The organism is Candidatus Nomurabacteria bacterium, from assembly GCA_023898565.1.
Lineage (GTDB): Bacteria > Patescibacteriota > Minisyncoccia > Phycocordibacterales > UBA918 > OLB19.
Map to the genome: position 1 here is coordinate 614469 of CP060228.1, position 18686 is coordinate 633154.

20 protein-coding genes and 2 tRNA genes are annotated in these 18686 nt (G+C 46.3%); 6 read left to right on the top strand and 16 right to left on the bottom strand.

Features of this window, described 5'->3' with window-relative positions; all coding sequences use genetic code 11:
- The first annotated feature begins 29 nt into the window (after positions 1–29).
- Positions 30–911, top strand: a complete 882-nt coding sequence (locus H6780_03250) for an MYG1 family protein (GenBank protein ID USN88485.1) — start codon at positions 30–32, stop codon at positions 909–911.
- A 174-nt stretch (positions 912–1085) separates the two neighbouring features.
- Here H6780_03250 and H6780_03255 read toward each other — a convergent pair.
- From H6780_03255 to H6780_03265, 3 genes are all read right to left on the bottom strand, one after another.
- Positions 1086–1158, bottom strand: a tRNA-Val gene (locus H6780_03255).
- 71 nt (positions 1159–1229) lie between these two features.
- On the bottom strand, positions 1230–1412 hold the full coding sequence (locus tag H6780_03260) for a hypothetical protein (protein ID USN88486.1): 183 nt from the start codon (positions 1410–1412) through the stop codon (positions 1230–1232).
- A 40-nt stretch (positions 1413–1452) separates the two neighbouring features.
- Positions 1453–2304 (bottom strand): phosphotransferase, encoded by an 852-nt coding sequence (locus tag H6780_03265; protein USN88487.1) that lies wholly within the window; start codon positions 2302–2304, stop codon positions 1453–1455.
- 106 nt (positions 2305–2410) lie between these two features.
- On the opposite strand from H6780_03265, the gene H6780_03270 reads away from it, so the two are divergent.
- Positions 2411–4150 (top strand): ABC transporter ATP-binding protein, encoded by a 1740-nt coding sequence (locus H6780_03270; protein ID USN88488.1) that lies wholly within the window; start codon positions 2411–2413, stop codon positions 4148–4150.
- 52 nt (positions 4151–4202) lie between these two features.
- Here the strand turns inward: H6780_03270 and H6780_03275 are convergent, their stop codons facing one another.
- A complete protein-coding gene (locus tag H6780_03275) occupies positions 4203–5378 on the bottom strand; it encodes a hypothetical protein (GenBank protein ID USN88489.1) in 1176 nt (391 codons plus the stop codon).
- A gap of 81 nt (positions 5379–5459) precedes the next feature.
- Between H6780_03275 and glmS the strand changes: the two genes are divergently transcribed.
- The 4 genes from glmS (at position 5460) to H6780_03295 (ending at position 8410) form a co-directional block, all read left to right on the top strand.
- Positions 5460–7274, top strand: coding sequence for a glutamine--fructose-6-phosphate transaminase (isomerizing) (gene glmS / locus H6780_03280; protein USN88490.1), 1815 nt, complete (start codon positions 5460–5462; stop codon positions 7272–7274).
- 70 nt (positions 7275–7344) lie between these two features.
- Positions 7345–7629, top strand: coding sequence for a hypothetical protein (locus H6780_03285; protein USN88491.1), 285 nt, complete (start codon positions 7345–7347; stop codon positions 7627–7629).
- A gap of 100 nt (positions 7630–7729) precedes the next feature.
- Positions 7730–8059: a DUF3135 domain-containing protein gene (locus H6780_03290; protein ID USN88492.1), complete on the top strand. Its 330-nt coding sequence runs from the start codon at positions 7730–7732 to the stop codon at positions 8057–8059.
- 93 nt (positions 8060–8152) lie between these two features.
- Positions 8153–8410, top strand: coding sequence for a hypothetical protein (locus H6780_03295; GenBank protein ID USN88493.1), 258 nt, complete (start codon positions 8153–8155; stop codon positions 8408–8410).
- 32 nt (positions 8411–8442) lie between these two features.
- Here H6780_03295 and H6780_03300 read toward each other — a convergent pair whose 3' ends face one another.
- The 12 genes from H6780_03300 to H6780_03355 all read right to left on the bottom strand — a co-directional run bounded on the left by H6780_03300 (position 8443) and on the right by H6780_03355 (position 18638).
- Complete coding sequence (locus H6780_03300; protein ID USN88494.1) at positions 8443–8991, bottom strand: DUF1697 domain-containing protein; 549 nt, start codon at positions 8989–8991, stop codon at positions 8443–8445.
- A 112-nt stretch (positions 8992–9103) separates the two neighbouring features.
- Positions 9104–10363, bottom strand: coding sequence for an Nramp family divalent metal transporter (locus H6780_03305; GenBank protein ID USN88495.1), 1260 nt, complete (start codon positions 10361–10363; stop codon positions 9104–9106).
- Between the two features lie 278 nt (positions 10364–10641).
- Positions 10642–10713, bottom strand: a tRNA-Glu gene (locus H6780_03310).
- A 116-nt stretch (positions 10714–10829) separates the two neighbouring features.
- On the bottom strand, positions 10830–11252 hold the full coding sequence (locus H6780_03315) for a hypothetical protein (protein ID USN88496.1): 423 nt from the start codon (positions 11250–11252) through the stop codon (positions 10830–10832).
- Positions 11253–11809: 557 nt separating this feature from the next.
- Positions 11810–12733, bottom strand: a complete 924-nt coding sequence (locus H6780_03320) for an FAD-dependent oxidoreductase (GenBank protein ID USN88497.1) — start codon at positions 12731–12733, stop codon at positions 11810–11812.
- 115 nt (positions 12734–12848) lie between these two features.
- A complete protein-coding gene (gene ftsZ, locus H6780_03325) occupies positions 12849–14099 on the bottom strand; it encodes a cell division protein FtsZ (GenBank protein USN88498.1) in 1251 nt (416 codons plus the stop codon).
- A 133-nt stretch (positions 14100–14232) separates the two neighbouring features.
- Positions 14233–15402, bottom strand: coding sequence for a cell division protein FtsA (locus tag H6780_03330; protein USN88499.1), 1170 nt, complete (start codon positions 15400–15402; stop codon positions 14233–14235).
- 2 nt (positions 15403–15404) lie between these two features.
- Complete coding sequence (gene ybeY / locus H6780_03335; protein ID USN88500.1) at positions 15405–15788, bottom strand: rRNA maturation RNase YbeY; 384 nt, start codon at positions 15786–15788, stop codon at positions 15405–15407.
- A gap of 74 nt (positions 15789–15862) precedes the next feature.
- The gene (locus H6780_03340) at positions 15863–16108 is read right to left on the bottom strand and encodes a 30S ribosomal protein S21 (protein ID USN88501.1); all 246 of its coding nucleotides are present in this window, start codon (positions 16106–16108) and stop codon (positions 15863–15865) included.
- 43 nt (positions 16109–16151) lie between these two features.
- The gene (locus tag H6780_03345) at positions 16152–17321 is read right to left on the bottom strand and encodes a hypothetical protein (protein USN88502.1); all 1170 of its coding nucleotides are present in this window, start codon (positions 17319–17321) and stop codon (positions 16152–16154) included.
- A 22-nt stretch (positions 17322–17343) separates the two neighbouring features.
- Complete coding sequence (lepB, locus tag H6780_03350) at positions 17344–17988, bottom strand: signal peptidase I (protein USN88503.1); 645 nt, start codon at positions 17986–17988, stop codon at positions 17344–17346.
- A gap of 134 nt (positions 17989–18122) precedes the next feature.
- Entirely contained in the window at positions 18123–18638 is a 516-nt protein-coding gene (locus H6780_03355) for a hypothetical protein (GenBank protein USN88504.1), read from the bottom strand.
- Between the last annotated feature and the right edge of the window lie 48 nt (positions 18639–18686).

The window sequence follows — 18686 nt, forward strand, 5'->3', positions numbered from 1 at the left end:
ATTAGTCTATGTGCGGTATAGTATTTCCCATGCAGACAATCGTAACGCATGATGGAAGCTTCCATCCCGACGACATCTTAGCTGTCGCTACTATTAAGATTTTGCTCGGTGATGAACCGACTACTATTATTCGAACTCGTGAAGATGAGGTTATTGCCAGTGCTGATTGGGTAGTAGATGTAGGTAATGTGTATGACTCAGCTACACAGCGGTTTGATCATCATCAAAATGGTCTAGAAGTGCGTGAGAACAAGATTCCGTACGCCGCATTTGGCTTGGTCTGGAAAGAATTTGGTGCGCAAATTTGCGGCTCAGCAGAAATTGCGGCCGATATCGACCAGCTTATCGTGCAGCCCATCGATGCTGGCGACAATGGGGTAGGTCTCTATGACGTAAATGAGTACGAAGTTAAGCCGTATGAGCTATTCAGTGTATTTAGTGCTTTTCGTCCGGTGTGGGGAAATGAACACGAAAACGACACGGCATTTGTTGAAGCAGTTGATTTCGCCAAGATGCTTCTCGAAAAGATTATCGCTCATGCGCAACGTGCTCAGGCTGTGCGGCAGGTGGCAGAAGCTGGATATCAAGCTGCCGATGATAAAGAATTGTTGGTGTTTGATGATCCGGTTGACCGGCATATGTTTGTGCGGTATCCAGATGTGAAAATGGTCGTGTACCCATCTGATGTGAGTAAGCAAAAATGGAAAGCCTCCACGGTGCCAACCGGTGAGAAAGCATTTGAGTCGCGCGTTGATTTTCCTAAAGACTGGAGCGGTTTACGAGACGATGAGCTTGCTGAGAAGACAGGTATAGCTGATGCAATCTTTTGTCATAAGGGCGTATTTCTTTTTGTTGCAGCGAGTAAGGAGTCGGCGATTACGGCAGCCAAGATTGCGCTTGAAAGAGACTAGGGAGGGTGTAAAACAGCGGGCGGGCCCAAAGGGCCCGCCCGCTGTTTTGCTAGTGACCGATACAAGACTTGCACCACAAGAGTATTTCCGAAATTATGGTCGAATAAAATTCTCCCTAATTTCTAGGTCAACTTGTGGCCTCTACAATGAAGACGGCGGGTATAAAAATTTCGGTGACCGATACAAGACTTGAACTTGTGGCCTCTACAATGTCAATGTAGCGCTCTACCAGCTGAGCTAATCGGTCGTGAATGTTGAGCACTATAACAAATTTTAAAAAATTAAAACAGCCCATCTTTTGGAAAGTGGGCTGTTGGGTTACATTTTGGTGCCGATTTTATACGTCACCCCCTCGTGTTCGATGGTTGAGAATGCACGAACTGAAGTGTCATCCGCTTTTGCAATGTAGAAATGCGGAGCTTTATCGATTCGAGTCGGCAAAGTGCTGCCCGTTTTCAAAATTTCTTTTGCATTCTCAATGATGTGCCTTGAGATTTTCATAAGTTTACTCAGTTTCTGTTGAGGGTCTTTTTTAACTATATCATTCTATATCTAAATTGTCAATATCTCTGAAAAACTTTTTAATTTCAGAGCTAATTAATGCAAGGTCTGATTTTCTAAATTGCTCGTGGTCTTCTCCGACTTGCTCGTGTTTCGCTTTTCCAAAATCAATAATGTAAAACAATCCGTCTTCAGAGAGCATGATGTTTCTTCTAAACAAATCATTGTGTGTAATGCCAAACTGTTCATGCATTTGTGTGATGTATAACAGTAAGTTTTGCTCAACTGCAACTCGATCGAGGGTTTTTGCAAGCTTAATGAGTTCAAGATTTTTTTTAGGCCACTCTAGAATTCTGGACAGGTTTTCTCCCATGATTCGTTCCATGCCATAAGAATGTCCCTCGCTTGGGTGAATCCTTAAGAAGTACGGATGTGGGGTTCTGATATTATTTACTTCAAAATGATGTAGTTCATCAAGGTATTCATATTCAGTGCGCATATGATTGTTTTCGTTGTATGCATTTTGGTCGGTGATGTATTTTACGCATAGATGTGGAGCGATCGAAAGGGTGTAGGTTTCGGCAGTCCATCCATTGCCAAGGAATAGTTCAGGATTACCAAAGCCGTTTTTAATGGCTTCATGCACGGAAAGGATTTCTTTACGAATTTCCTCATTGACTTCAGTGTGTACTTCAAGCGAACCTGAGAGTGCCATTTTTCGTTTTAGTAAAAAATCCTTAAACTCTTGGTAAAAAATAGTAAGATCATCATCGGGTTCATCTAGTTCTTCATATCGAGTGATCCAAACACTGGCGATTTGTTCAGGTAGAGATTCTACTTGTCTGTAGAAATCTGTTTCAAGAATTTCCGGATTGGTCTCAGATGATTCCATGTGAAAACTTTAGCATCCTCTGCCATATTTCCAAAATTTGTAAGAAATACGTCTATTTTTCGTCATAATTCAAATGCCAAAAGAAACAAAGCATTCGAATACAGCTATGGAGATACCCAATACTCCATCTGGCTTCTTCTTCTACGTTTCAAAACCATACCGTAAGTGGGCTATTATTGCTGCTTTGGCAGTGGTTTGCGGGTCGGCGCTTGAGCAAGGCTCGGCCTATATCTTTAAGCTTATCGTAGATTCAGTTGAACAAGGAGATTATCATGCTACTTTGCAATACGCGCTGTTCTATCCTGTTTTGGTTTTGAGTATTCAGCTATTCTTTCGGGTGAGTGGTTACGCTGGTGCTCGGTGGGCAACGAGCTCATCTTCATACACATATGAAGTTCTATCAAACTACGCGCTCGGCCATAGTCATGGATATTTCACCAATCGCTTTTCTGGTTCACTCCTCAGTAAAATTAGCAATGTGGCAGGCGCGATAGATAGGCTGATTCCTGAAGTATTGTGGACGCATATCAACGCATCTGTATCACTGATTGTAACTATGTCTTTCTTGTTTTTAGTCGATCCAGTTGCAGGCGGCATTTTTGTTATGCTTTTGATTGTGCTTATTTCGTACAATCGCTCACTCGCGAAAACGAAAGCCGCTATCGCAGAGGCGTCTTCGCAGGCAGGAACAGATTTGCGAGGGAGCATTGTTGATACTTTTAGCAATGTACAAGCAGTGCGCCAGTACGTGCAACACAGTGAGGAGAAGCGGAGAACATTTGATTTAATTGATCGTTATCGTGCCGCAAACCTTAAAAGTTGGATGTATACCGAAATGATGCTTTTCTGGAATGGAATGATTCTTTTTGTTTTTTCATTGGCCATGTTTTGGGTGCTTGTTCACGGCTGGCAGGCGGGTGAGATTTCTACGGGAGACATGGTGTTGGTCATCGCGCTCTATGCCCAGATTACTGGCTTGTTGATATTTATTGGTCGAGCATTCAATGCGACCGCCAGAACTGTCGGTGAAATGCGTGAAGGTCTTTCTGAACTCTTGGTGCCACACGAGATTGTGGATACTCCTGACGCAGAAGCGCTTGCCGTATCGGGAGCTGGTATTTCATGGCAGCAAGTGCGTTTTGATTTCGAAAACCAAACCATCTTCAAAGACTTTAGCCTTGATATTGCGCCCGGGCAGCGACTGGGCTTAGTCGGCCATTCGGGAGCCGGAAAATCCACTTTCGTTTCTTTGCTTTTGCGTCAGCATGAAATTGGTGGTGGTGAAATTTCAATTGATGGACAAAGTATTGCCAAGGTTACTCAAGATTCCTTGCGTCAAGCGATAGCGCTCGTGCCGCAGGAGCCGGCGCTGTTTCATCGGTCAATTCGTGACAATATTCTCTACGGCAAGCCAGATGCGTCTGAAGCTGAGGTTATTGAGGCTGCAAAGCGAGCGCAAGCGCATGATTTCATCATGGCGCTGCCAGATGGCTACAATACGTTGGTGGGTGAGCGTGGTGTAAAGCTTTCAGGTGGACAGAAGCAGCGGGTTGCGATCGCGCGCGCCATGCTTAAGGATGCGCCAATTCTCGTGCTCGATGAAGCTACTTCAGCGCTTGATAGTGAGAGCGAAGTAGCGATTCAAAAAGCACTTGAAACACTGATGGAAGGGCGCACGGTGATTGCTATCGCACATCGCCTGTCGACGCTTCGTAAGATGGATAGAATTATTGTGCTCAAAGCAGGGGTGATAGTTGAAGATGGTACTCATGTAGAGTTGAGCCAGGCAGGTGGTGTATATGAGCGACTCTGGAAGCATCAGGCAGGTGGTTTTTTGAAGGAGTAGGTTGATACAAAACGGCCGGAAGCTTCGCTTCCGGCCGTTTTGTATTCTGCGTCTACCGCCCAACCGCATCACAGCGGTACTGTAGTGTTTCGTGCTTTTGACTAGCAAATAATCTTGGCACCATAATTTCCATGTGAATATTTTGGTATTGCTTGTCTGCACAGAGTCCTTGAAACACGTCTTCGAAGACGCGAATTTCCGGATACGGTACCATGTTGAGCTCGGTTTGCGACCAATGAGCAAATTTTAAGTGACCAGCGGCAGCTTTTTCAGAAAGGGTAAAGAGTGTGGCTTGATTGCCAATTAGAGTAGCCTCAGGTACGTGGCCGGAATATAATGACCAAGACAAGTAGTGGTCGGTGACGCCAAAGTAGTTGCCGATAGGCATAATCCAGAAGAAGGCAAACGCAATCCAAGCTAGTGCATTGTGTCGTTGTCGCTTTATAAACTCAGGTAGAGAGGTTTGGAGACCAAGAAAGAGTGCGACAGCCATGCCGTAGATGCCGAAGTTCCATGGCCAGACGGAGCTGTTCCAGCTGTGACCAAGTGGTCCAAGACAGGTGAGCACCACGATAATCATGCTGGTAGCGCCCAGAAGCGAGAGATGTCGAAAGCGTCGTGTAAAAAAGCCAAGCGCAAAACCAGCCTCAATCACGGGAATACAGAGTCCGATTATAATGGCAATGGTTGCGCCGGTTTCGCCAAAGGGCCGCCAGAGTGATTCAGTAAACCACGGAAAGACCTCAGTAAAAAACCGAATATTAAACTTTTGCACTCCCGCCCAGAAATACATGCCGCCAACAACGAGGCGGGCAGCATCAAGCATGTATACGCCTTGTGCATATTTTTTGGGAATTGCAAAACTAAAAAGCAGCAAGATAGCCGTGTAGTGAATAATCCATGGTTGCAGGCGGGTAATGTCTTGCGCGACAAGCAGAAGCAACGCGATGAGTGCAGCTGATACTAAATGCCCGCGGTATTTTTTAGTACATAAACTCGCTGCTAGTCCACAGACAAGGGTGGCATATAGAATATGTTGTGTTGCTGCGGAAGTAGTGAAGGGAATGATCGGACTTAATGCATAGTTGCGTAGACTCGACCATGCGTCCACAGTCATAATCAGGCTCGCGAGTGCGCCAATAATTGCGATAGTAAAGATGAGGTGTAATCGGGTGTTGTTATCAATAAGTCGAACTCGCTCTTGGAACTTCATTCGTAACAGTTTCATACGCCAGTAGTATACACCCGCATAACTTCAATGAAATAAAAGTAGTACTATATAGCATATACGCTATAAGTAAAAAGTATCATGTGTGGAATCTTTGGGTATGTGGGAAGTAAGACTGCTGCACCAGTGCTTCTGGATGGCTTGCGTACGCTCGAGTACAGAGGGTATGACTCAGCCGGAATATTTGTGCCGGGGAATGAGCCTGTGCGGTCGGTTGGTCCGATTGATAATCTCGCTAAAAAAGTCCCTGCTGCAATTTCTGGCACCTCTGGAATCGCCCACACTCGCTGGGCGACACACGGTGCTCCGACTGAAGCAAATGCACATCCACACCTCGACATGTCTGATGCCATTGCGCTGGTGCACAATGGCATCATCGAAAACTATCGTGAGCTACGAGAGGGGTTGGTAACACAGGGCATTATCTTTAATTCCGATACTGATTCTGAGGTTCTGGCGAAGCTAATTGGCACGATGTATAGAGGAGATTTACTTCAGGCAGTGCGTGAAGCGCTTAGGGTGGTGCGTGGCACATACGGAATAGCCGTTATGCATGCTAAGAATCCAGACGAGATTATTGTCGCACGCATGGGCAGTCCGATTGTGCTTGGCCTTGGTATTGACGAAAACCTAGTTGCGTCTGACCCTTCTGCGCTCCTTGCACACACCAAAGATGTTATTTTTCTGAATGACGGGGAGTGTGCGGTAGTAAGGAAAGGCTCGTATCAAGTGCTGACCATTGAAGGCAAGAAGCTGAACAAGCTACCCGAAAAAGTCGAGTGGGATGTAGAGTCAGTGCAGAAGCAAGGATATGAACACTTCATGCTCAAGGAAATTTATGAAGCCCCCGAAGTGATTGAGAACACCATTAGAGGTCGACTGTTGGTTGAGAAAGGACGAGCAAAACTAGGTGGTCTTGAAAGTAAACTGAATACATTGGTTGGCCTTAATCGTGTAACGATTGTTGGTTGTGGGTCAGCGTATTATGCTGGCCAGATTGGCCGCTATCTTTTTGAAGAGTATGCCAATTTGCCAACAGAGGTAGAGTTGGGGAGTGAGTATCGGTATAAGAAGAATCTGCCCGATAAAAGGAATGCGGTGCTTGCGATTACTCAGTCTGGCGAGACAGCAGACACTTTGGCGTCTGTGCGCGAAGCGAAGAGACTGGGTCTTCTGACGATTGGTGTGGTGAATACCGTTGGTTCGACAATCGCGCGCGAAACTGATGTGGGAGTGTATAATCACGCTGGTCCAGAAATCGCAGTCGCATCCACAAAAGCGTTTATTTCTCAGCTTACTGTCTTGACTCTCATGACCTTACTCCTTGGGCGAGAGCGTGGACTTAGTCTGGCAGAAGGTCAAAAAATTGCGCGTGGACTCATTGAGCTGCCTGGCGTCTTACGTGACATGTTGGCTGATACAAGTCATATTAAAGCGGTGGCAACACGGTATGCAAGGTATTCGAATGCTATGTTTATCGGTCGCAAGTTGCATACTCCCATTGCGTACGAGGGGGCGCTTAAGCTGAAGGAGGTAACATACACTCATGCTGAAGCATATGCTGGCGGCGAGTTGAAGCATGGCTCGATTGCGCTTCTTGATGAACATTTCCCTGTGGTTGCTCTTGTGCCAGAAGATGATGTGTATGAAAAAATGATTTCTAATATTGAAGAGGTGCGGGCACGAAAAGCGCCGGTCTTGGCCATTGCCACCGAGGGCGACCGACAGATTGATGCGCTGGCAGACGATGTGCTTTTCGTGCCCAAAGTCCACCCAATTTTGCAGCCGATAGTGTCCACTATACCGTTACAGTTACTTGCGTATTATGTTGGGGTAGAGAAGGGACTTAATGTTGATCGACCGCGCAATTTGGCAAAGAGCGTGACGGTGGAGTAAGTATAAATTGACAATACATACTTTTTATGCTATCATAAAAAAAGTTAGTAATTTCCGAGAGGAGACAAAAATGGATTACGCTGTTGGCTATACCTTCACGGCATTGTTGATGGGCTTTGTACTCGTTGCGGTGCAAGGTGCGCTCGGATTCATGGCTGCAAAGTTTACGAGTGAAGAAAACAATGTTAACTATGGTCGCTTCTGGCTCGGCGCTGCCGTGTTCGTGGCCATCATCACTCTGCAACATTTCAGCTTTCTCCAGGTGGTTGGCATTTCGTTCGTGAGCTTTTTGCTCGGGATGGGGGCTTACCTTCTGGTCGAAAAGTTTGATGTAGGGCATCCTGACCACGAGTGATTCTCATCTTTAAACACCCTGCTTCGGCCGGGTGTTTTTATATTGACTTTCTGATGCGGTCGGCGTACGGTTTGTGTAGGTACATGCACAGGAGAACATCATGTCAGAAAAACTCAATCCTGAGTTTGGTGGCCTCACGTTTGATGAGTGGGCGAAACTCGCAAAGTCTAGTCCAGATTTGTTTGCGCTGAAACGCTTGGAGGTGACTGCCGAGTACATCGCTTCAGTGCCAGAGCAGTATCGTCTTCGACTTGAGCAGCTGCAGTTTCGTGTGAATGGTCTTCGTGCCAAGTATGGAAAGTGTCCGCTGGCTTCGGCGCAGGTGTTGCAAGACGAGATGTTTGCCTCACTACGCTGTCTTGGTGGTGAGTTGCGTGAGCTGGAAGGGCTTTTGTCTTCAAGTCCAGAGGGACTTCGTTCGGTGAAGTAAATAGGCCGCGTGCGTAGCACGCGGCCTTTGCTTTGACATATTTTTTGTTTGCAGTACTTTACTACATAGATGTGTAAAAGTGAGGAGCTTGCAATGGAACTCGAGACTTTTCTTGCTACATCGTGGTGGATCTTTACAATCGAGTTATTTTTAGGAATGTTGGCCGGGCTCTCGTATCATTTTTCATTTCAGAGACTAACCACGCTTCTGGTGCTGCTCGCAATCGGTTTCATCTTGGTGGTAGCTGTTTTTTCAACAGCCAAGCTTCCCATTTTCGGCATCGCTCTAATCTGCGGAGTAGTTGGTTTTTGTGCCGGTCACAGCTATGGAATCGTTAGATTTCCTCGTTAAAATATTCACCCAGCTTTTTGGCTGGGTGAATTTTACTTTAGCGTGGCGTTGGCAAGTGTGGCTAGTGTAGTGGTGGTATTCCAGTTGCGAATGGTTATGTGTTTGTATTGAGGCAGTGCTATTATTTTTGATAATTTACTGCTACCACTTCTGGCTATAAGTCTGGAGGTGTAGAGCGCTTTGGTGCCGACATATAGCGTGTCTACTTCAGGGTGGAGCGGGAAGTTGGCGGCGGCTGCTTGTGGAGCAAGCGGTCGCTTCAGAAAGTACACATCGTATCGAAACATATCTACGTTATCTCCAAAACCAGATGGTGCTTCTCTGACAATGGTTGCCAATTCAGATGTGCTCATAATTACGACGACACCGGAGTATCCAAAACGGCGCTTGAGCATTGCTTCTATAGTATTCTCAAGTTCTACGATGTTCGTGCGAGGAGTTGTGAATAGCACATTTCCGCTTTGAATATACGTTAGAACATTATCGTAGCCTGACTGTTCAAAACATAGTTTAAGATCCGTCATTTTTATTATATTGTTCCCGCCGACATTTATGCCTCGTAGTAGTGCAAGATATTTCATCGTGTGTGCAGTTTACTCATGCGCTAGTTAGTATATATCAAAAACCAACTTCACAGCGAGAGGTCATTTGTGATTGAGTTGGCTGCACTTCATCTTATTCGCACGTACTTTACTAGAGTGATTCTCCTAGGATAAAGAAAGCGTATAGTAGGTAGATATTTAGACAAATAATGGCCAGTCCGCACAGCCAGGCAATGTTGGTCGTGACTTTTTTGTTAGTAATTTCACCCAAGACGTCTCGCTTTGATGAAAAGTAGATGATTGGTATCAGAGGTAGTGGAATGAGCAAGCTGAGTACAACCTGACTATATACCAGAAGGTTTAATGGATCCCAGCCAAGTAGAATCGCCACGGTGAGTGGAATAACATTGATGACTCGGGTGATGACTCGTCGTACGAAGAGGCTAAGCTTAAAGTCTGTGAGACTATCCATGATTGCCTGACCTGCCAATGTTCCAGTAATCGATGAGGCAATGCCCGCAGAAAGAAGTGCTGCTCCGAAAACGGTGGATGCCATTGGGCCAAATAGTGGAGTAAGGGTTGCGTAAGCTCCTTCTAGCGTAGCTACTGGGGTGTCAAGGCCAAAGAAAGCTGCGGCTGCCATAATAAGCATGGCCGCGTTGATAATGCCAGCCAAGAACAGGAACAGTATGTTGTCAAAAAGGTGATACCGTGAAGCTTGTCTGATGCTTAAGTGCAGGAAGCGCTCCATCTTCTTTTTGATGAGCCATGAATGTACAAACAAAGCATGTGGCATAACTGTAGCACCAATAATCCCCACTATTAGAATAATAGTCTCCTTATTCAGAATTGGTTGTACCGAGTGCTTTATGATCTCAGTCATGTCTGGCGCGGCTACGATTACTTCATACAGGAAAGAGAAGCCAATCAGCCCAACAAAGAATACAAATGCTCGCTCGAATCGTCGCAGATTTTCTCCGAAAAAGAAAAAGAAGATTAGCACATCCGCAATCGCGATGAATGTGCCGTAAATCATTGGAATATCAAAAAGTAACTGTAGTGCAACTACAATGCCGAGGAATTCAGCTAGGTCTGTTGCCAAGATAGCTAGTTCTGCCAGTATCCAGTAGCTGATGATTTGCCATTTTTTCTGTAGCTTGTTTCGTACTAGGTCGGGAAGCGAGTGTCCAGCGATGCCAAGTTTACCAGAGAGGTATTGAAAGAGCATGGCCATGCCGCTAGCCATCCAGATTACCCAAAGCAGGTCGTAGTTAAATGTGGAGCCAGCGCCGATATTGGTCCCCCAATTGCCTGGGTCAATGTAGGCAACGCTCACTATGAGACCAGAGCCGGCAAACATCCAGAGTTGCCGATTAGTAAGAAAATTCCAAGAATGAAGTAGACGTTTCATGTAATAGTAAAGTTAATAAGTTAATAAGTTGGTATCCAATTTGTTTCTGTAAGAAAAGTGTCCGAGTGTCTTGTCGAAAGTGTTAAAAGATGACACACAAAACTGTCAGGACTTTTGTTTTGGTAGGAGATGGCTCGGTGAGCCGAAAACAACACGCCCATGTTGTCAGATTGTATCGGTTGCGTCAAGGGATGTTTGTCACAGCTGTTATGTTATGTACGATTAAACAAACAAGTCGGTACAAAAAAGTCCGAGATAAACTCGGACTTTTTATACTGTGATCCCACGGAGAATCGAACTCCGATTACCAGAATGAAAACCTGGTGTCCTAGCCGTTAGACGATGGGACCAAAATCTATGTGCCGCACATAATACCAAACTATTGAAAAAATGCTAGTCCTTGGGTGGTGGTTGTACGAAAGAAACGGCCGGCCCCGAAGGGGCCGGCCGTTTCTTAAACAAGAATCTACGCATTGAGCTTTACGGTTTGGTTTGGCCTGGCGCGTTCCTTTTCGACCAACTCACTGAATGGGACGGCCATCATTGGAGATTTGATGTGTCGCACGGCAGTGCGATGTAGGAACTCGTCTTGTGGCATGGCGAAGCCAATTCTGATTGAGCCAAGCTCTTTTGGGGTTAAGGTAATCGTCAAGAGACTTTGATGGCTGTATGACTTTACATCGATGTGTTCGATGTTTAGTGTGTGGGGATCGTAGATAATGTTGAGATGTTTAATTTGATTTTCGGTGAGCGGATACTGCAGGAGGAAGTTTACAGTTTCGCTCGTTCCGCGATGTAGAGTTAAATCGTGGAAGAAGTTGAAGCGGCGAACGTAGGGGCTCGCGAGGAGGTTATCGTCAGTGACGAAAAGAGAATAGAAACGAATCATAGGCATTGGGCGCTGTGCGCGATTAACGCTGATAATTCGCTCAACGTTGTCTTGCGTATGAAGAATCGTGAAATTCTGGGGAAGCTACTGCGTGCAGTCTGGTGACGGTTCGCTATACGACTAGTTTTATGCTATACCGACTGCAAAAGTTGTCAAGAGATAGAAAACGCTGTTTTGCACTGGTTTTTACACCCAGTTTTGCACGACTTATATACACACTTGTGCACAGTTTATACACAGAAGTACCTTGAAATAAGGTTTTTTGTGTAGTATTGACTAATTTCCCTGGTGTGAGAACCTATATGTAGGTTTGCGGGGTGGTGAAGTATCTTAATACTTATGCTCGAGGCTACGAGCAAAGCCCGCAAGCCGAAGCTCTACGTTGTACAAAGTAAAAGCGCCCTGGAGGGGGCGCTTTTACGTATTGATATAAAACACCGGCGGCCCGAAGGGCCGCCGGTGTTTTATGTGTGGTTGTGCGCCGACAATTTTTTCTAGGAAAGGAAAAAATTGCTGGGGGAAATTCACAATAGTCGCTTACGCTCGTTTGTTCATTTCTATTTAGCTTTCAGTGTCACGTAGATGTCTTCGAGAGCACGTACAGCATCGCCAGCCGCGATGTTGTTTTGGTGATAATGCACATTAGTGCAGTCGCCAGCCGCCCAGATATTTGGAGCTGATGTTTTCTGTGTCCACGGATCAATCACGATGCGTTTGTAGTTGTCGAGTTCAACAAGTCCAGAAGCGAAGGCTGTGTTTGGTACCATGCCGATTTCAACAAAAATACCCGTGACTGGAATAGTTTTTTCTTCGCCGGTCTTGGTGTTTTTGTAAGTGATGCCGTTCACAAACGTATCACCGTCTACTGATACTGTTTCTGCGTTAAGAATTCCTGTCATGTTCTCATGTGCCAGTACTTTTTCTACCGTAACCGGATCAGCCTTGAACGCGTCGCTGTACTGCAGGAGCGTGACACTTTTGGTGTAGGCAAGGAGTTGTGCGGCTGTTTCAAAGCCAGCGTTGCCACCACCAATGACTACCACATCTTGTCCGGCAAATACTGGGCCGTCACAGCTGGCACAGTAGGTGAGTCCTTTATGCTCAAAGGTGTCGGCACCAGGCACTCCAAGTTTGCGCCGTTGTGAACCGGCACAAATCAAAACTGCTTTCGTGTGATGTGTGCTGCCGTCGCTGAGGGTTGCTTCATAACCACCGTCTGTTTTGGTGAGCCCACTTACTGTTTGATCACCAATAATGCTCACGTGTTCGCCCGCGTAGGTTTCAAGGTGAGTCTTTAGATTTTTAGCGAGGTCGTTACCGCTTATAGAGGGCGTACCAATCCAGTTTTGGATATCAGTTGAGACGGTGCTTTGGCCACCCCATTCTTTAGTAACAAAAAGCGTCTTAAGTTGCTTACGAGAAGCATAGACACCGGCTGCGGTTCCAGCTGGTCCTCCACCAATGATGAGTAAGTCGTACATATTCAGATTAATCAATTTACAAATTGCTCACGTAGGATACCACGAAGTGATGGCAAAACGAAAAAGCGCCGTAGGCGCTTTTTCGAGAGTAGGGTGGTTTCGTGAATAAACTCGCTTATTTAAGTTTTGAACGGCGAAGGAAAGCTGGTACTGCACCCCAGTCATCGTCATCGTCATCGTCTGCTGCATCAATTGGCTTTGGATCTCGTTTTGGAGCAGGAGTAGGCTCTGCTTTGGTTGCGGGTGTAGGAGCAACGTCTACTTTCGGCGCCTCCCGCTTTGGAAGGGAATTAAAGATGCGGCCACGAACAGGTTCGCTGTCTTCCTCTTCCTTTTCTTCTTCTCGTGCTCGTGGCTCAGGAGCGCTTGGAGCACGTCGCGCAATACTATAACTACCGCTACCGTCTGATTCTTCAGGGAATCCGGTTGCGATCACCGTAACCTTGAGCTCATTCTTTTTTAGTTTTTCATCCTTGATAGCACCAAAAATAACGCGAGCTTGTGGATCGATTGATTCAGTAATTACACGAGCAGCATCTTGAATTTCGAGCATTCCTAGGTCATCTCCGCCAGCGATAGCAAAGAGAACACCCTTTGCTCCAGTGATTGACACTTCAAGGAGAGGAGAGTTGATAGCCGCGCGAGCAGCTTCTTCAGCTCGCTTTTCTCCAGATGATACACCGACGCCCATCAGTGCTGATCCGGCATTTTCCATAACAGAACGAATGTCAGCAAAGTCAACGTTGATGATACCTGGCATGGTGATGAGGTCTGAGATGCCTTCTACCGCTTGCTTTAGAATGTTGTCGCACTGCTCAAACGCATTTCTCACTGTAGTCTCCTTATCAACAATCGCTAGCAAACGATCGTTTGGAATAATGATAAGTGCGTCTACTTCTTGCTTTAGCTCTTCAATACCTTGAAGGGCAAGACGCATACGCTCTTGTCCTTCAAACAGAAATGGTTTGGTGACTACGCCAACAGTGAGTGCTCCGCTGTCGCGAGCAATCTTGGCGACTACGGGTGCTGCTCCGGTACCGGTGCCGCCACCCATACCCCCAGTAATGAAGATCATGTCTGAACCCTTGATTGAGTTATTGATTTCCTCACGGGTTTCTTCCGCTGCACGCCGCCCCATGTCTGGATTTCCGCCAGCGCCGAGGCCACGAGTCAAATTCTTGCCGATGTGAATTTTTTTCTTAGCAAGCGAATGATGCAGGTCCTGAGCGTCGCTGTTTATTGCAATAAATTCAACACCTTTCACTTTCGATGCCACCATGTGATTCACGGCGTTGCCGCCTGAGCCGCCGACACCAACTACGCGAATGCGTGCGAATGACTCTACGTCTGATCTAATTTGTTCCATACAGAATTAATGTGTCTTGTTCACGCACCCACCCCTGAGTACGATATTTAATAACAGATATATCATACACGTCACAAAATTATCTGTCACGATATTGACATAATTGACTTTCATGTAATTGACAATAACAGTGTTATGGGAGGAATTGGCTAAGCCAGGAAAGGATATTTCGCTTGGTGTGTTTCACTATGCCAATGGTTGAGCTTTCCTCAGTATCACTTGCTCCCCACATGCAGAGGCCGTAGGCAACTGCCCAGGAAGCGTCACGGAGTTTGGTGCTTTTGCCAATATCGAGAGTAGCGATACGGGCTGGGAGTTCAAGTGACTGTTTGGCAATCTCAGTGGTGTTGCTCACGCTTGCTCCTCCGCCAGTAAGAATAATACCAGCGGGTAGAAGTCCATCACGCTTAATTTTTTTTAAGTGATTATCAATGAGGCTAAAAATATTTTTGAGTCGGTCCTGTACAATTTCGTCCAGCTTCTTTTTTGAAAAAGTTGCACTCGTCATAGCGCCGCGTTTAATTTTCTCAGCATCTTCGAGTGGGATTCTGAGGCCAAGGGCAATGTCGTTGGTGATGTCGCTTGATCCAGTAGGAAATATTTTGAGTGAGATTGGCGTGGAATCTTCAAAAACAACAATCGAAGTTGTTTCAGAGCCGATATTTGCCAAGATGCAACCAGCCCGCTTTTGTGCTTTGGAGAGCATGACAAAGCTGGCTGCTAGCGGAGAAGCAATAACATCTTCAACGTACACACCAAGACTTTCGATTGTCGCAATGAGATCATTCACGTGCTGCTCAAAAGTAGTGATGAAAAGGCTGTCGACTTCAAGTTTGGTTCCCTTGAGACCTTGCGGGCGACCAAGCACTTCAGTGTTGTCAATAAGGTAACGCAGTGGAATGCTGTGGAGAATGCGACGATTGGGGATGTGATCCATGATGCGCTCCTCGCTATCAGCCATGACTTTGTCGAGGTCTGAGGTGACAATCTCAGAGTCAGCTCGAGAGGGGATAATTTCACCATGTGAATAGATTTCCTCTAGCCCAATGCTGCCGATGGCTACGTGGGCACGCTTGATAGTAATACCAGCGTTTTTCTCTGCCTGTGCGAGCGCACTTTTGATACTACGCGCCACTTCATTTTCCTGAAGGATGTAACCATTTTTGAGACCTCGACTCTCGGCGAGTCCGGTGCCGATGATTTCGGGCTTCATCACCCCGGAACCTTTTTTGGGCAGGCGAGCAACCGCCACTTTTACGTGGTAGGTGCCTACGTCGATACCGGTGATGATGTGATCAGTCATGGCTATGAAATATTGAACGCTTTAAGGAACTTACGCTCGAGTGTATCCATTGTATCGCCATGGTCATGGCCTTTCAAATGGAGGCAGCCGTGGATAAATAGAAAAGCAACGTATCCCTCCTTCGAGAGATCAAATTTATGAGCTTCTTTATCGGCTACTTTAGGGCAGATGAAGATTTCGCCAGTTTGCTCATCGAGGGGGAACGAAAGAACGTTGGGGGTATAGGTTTTCTTTCGGTAGGAAATATTAAGTGCAGCAGCACGGGCCTTTCCAACAAACATAAGCGACAGCTCGTATTTTTTGCCAAGAATTTTATTTTTTATCTCCTCATACGGTAGTTTGGCAGGGTAGGTTTTGACGGTGCTCTGAACTGAAAACGTTTCCATAAGTGTGGTCATTATACATGGCTTCAGATACAAAAACAGCCGTGTTTTTACACGGCTGTTTTGGAATAATAGTCTTATCGACGACGTCCACGAAATTCTTGTACCTTTCCGAGCTTTACGAGCTTCTCGTACACTTCGCGCTTTTCAAGCTTCTTAAGCTTAGCAGTGCGTTGTACGTTCTTGCTTTTAGTACGAGTGAAATATCGGCCACCGCGTACCTTCGGAATGATCCCAGCCCCTTGTACGCGCTTTGTGAAGCGACGGATGACATTGGCGCTGCTCTCGTTATTATTCTTTTCTACTTCAACATTGGTTGCCATAGTGGCAAGAGCATACCATTTGGTGATGATAGATGCAAGCGTTTTAGGCAGTAATGGCAGCCTTTCGCTTGAGGCGCTTAATGAGCGTCTCGTGGTCGATGTACTCTTGATTGCGCAGGTCCATATCGCGGAAAATAACGGTGTTCTCAACGAATTCCTTTTGGCCAATAATAAGTGTGTACTTTACGCCACGGGCTTCAGCTTCACGGAGTTGGGTAGAGAGTGAGTCGCTGGCGAGATTATGGAAAACAGGAACACCTGCTCTACGGAGTGAATCAATGAGCAGAAGACTGCGGATTTTTGGTCCAAAACCAAGCTGTACAACGAAGACAGCTGGTGTGGCTGGCTTTAAGCGTGGAGCACGGCTTGGTGCTTTGCTGTTTTTTAGTATCACGACGGCGCCCACAGCCGGCGTGCGGGTCTTGGTGGTGCGATAGACGAATTCATCAAACCGGCCACCGCGAGCGGTGAGTGGTACCTCTGTGCCCTCCTCGTTGGTTATATCAATTGAAAAAATTGCGTCGGAGTAACACTCGTGGTGACCGAGCATTTTTGGATCAATCTCGTATGGTGTTTCGCTCATATCAAGATATTCGATTATTTCGCGGAAATGCTTCCGACTTGGATCGCTTAAGTATTCTAGCGGGTTAGGGCTACGAAAGGCGAGTTCGTGGTCTTCGGAAACGAGCTGTGACAGTGCTGCGAGCGGGTGCTCACGCATGAGATCACGAGCCGCTGGCGGCATGGCGTCCATGCGTTTTTTAAGGAAGTTCGCGAGCTCGCGACTGTAGCGAGTAAGTGAGTCATTGTCTCCGAGTGAGTTAATGCGGACAGTGTGATCTACGTATCCGAGGTCGCTTACTAGGGCGCGAGTAGCATGAATAAGAATTGCCTCTGCGATACTGCGGTCTACGTTGAAGATGTGAAATGTCACGGCTGTTTCACCGGTTTCGGGAACCTGCTCAAATGAGTAGAGAAGTACAGGCTTTTCAAGTGCATGCAGCTTTTCATCACAGTAGGTTGCTACGCCAGAGCTCAGTAGTCCATGATGAGCATCAAAATTTCGGTTTGAATCATTGACTGAGTGAATCATCACCTTTTCACACTGTTTGCACTCAGGAGCTTTGCGTAGCTGGTCGATAGTCTGGAAGCCAAAATGCTCGGCAGTGTGATTTGCGACTTTGAGAAACTCCGTTGGTGAAAGTTGTGACATATGCAATGATTTAGGTGAATTGTTAATTGATATACGTCTTAGGGTCGGTCAACTCTTCGGTAATAGTGACAGAGCCAGGTAAATAATTGAATTCGCTAGGTGGAAAGAGCCGAAGGAATGCGCGGCCAACAATGCGTTCTTCTTGCAGAACACCCCAAGCTCTGGAGTCTGAGCTGTTGTCACGGTTGTCTCCCATTACAAAATATTCACGGTCACCGAGGGTTTCGGTTAGCGCGTCAGTTGGAGCCATTGATTTGATATATGGCTCATCAATAATGAAGCCTTCTGGGTGTTCGGCGTTGGTGATGGTTACCACAGCGTTTGCTATGTCAATCTTGTCTCCAGGCACTCCTATAATGCGCTTGATAAAGAATTTTGAAGGGTCGCGCGGATAGCGAAAAATAACCACGTCTCCGCGTGCGGGCTGATGCAGGTAGTAGCTTATTTGATCAACAATAATGTATTCACCACTGTGGAAGGTGTTCTCCATGGACGCGCCAGACACGATAAACGGCTGTGCGATAAACATGCGAATTGGGATGACAATTAAAATCGCTATGATGGAAAAGCGAACGATTTCGGTGAGTGGGTGCTCTTTATGTTCAGCTTCAACATTCTCATTGTGAGAAGTGTCAATTGGAGGTTCTTGGTGTGAAAAATCTGACATAAAAAGTTACTACGTTGGCACTAGTATACGAAAATTTTTAAGTGAAAACAAATTTTTGGAAATATGCGTGTCGCACAAAGTGCGGCACGCATATTTCCAAAAGAAAACGCACCCAATCGGGTGTGTGAATGATTTTAGTATCGCAATAAGTAGCGATGCAATAGGCTATACGGCAACGCTGCACTGATGGTTGTGCAGCAGAAACAGCTGCAGCCAGCGATGAGTAGAGTTTGATCGCTACTAGGGAAGCTGACCATGAATAATGAACTGAGTGCGCAAGATCCAATCGCAGCGGCCAGCAGAAGTATTTGTGGCTTTGGTCGGAATAAAGTACCAATTATCCCACCCCCAAGACCACTGAGAATCAAAAGTAGTTGAGTGACTTCAATGAAAAACTGACGTTCTGTCGGTGAGTTATCCGCTTTTCCCAGTTCAAACCAAATTGGTATTGGTATTTGTAAAGGTGTTGCGCCAGCAGCAGCGATCATTGCTGGCGATACTGGGGGTGGCGTGGATAGTTCGGCATACGAACGGTTGATGATCATCGCTTCAGCGCAGAAAATAAGCAGCGAACCGAAGAGAAAGAGACAGTTGCGAGATATACGCTTGACTGTGAACTCATACAAAATCATGTTTGTAAGCCTGCTCACGGTATTCTCCTTAGAGTGGACTGGTCTGGTTGATAGCGTACGCATCTG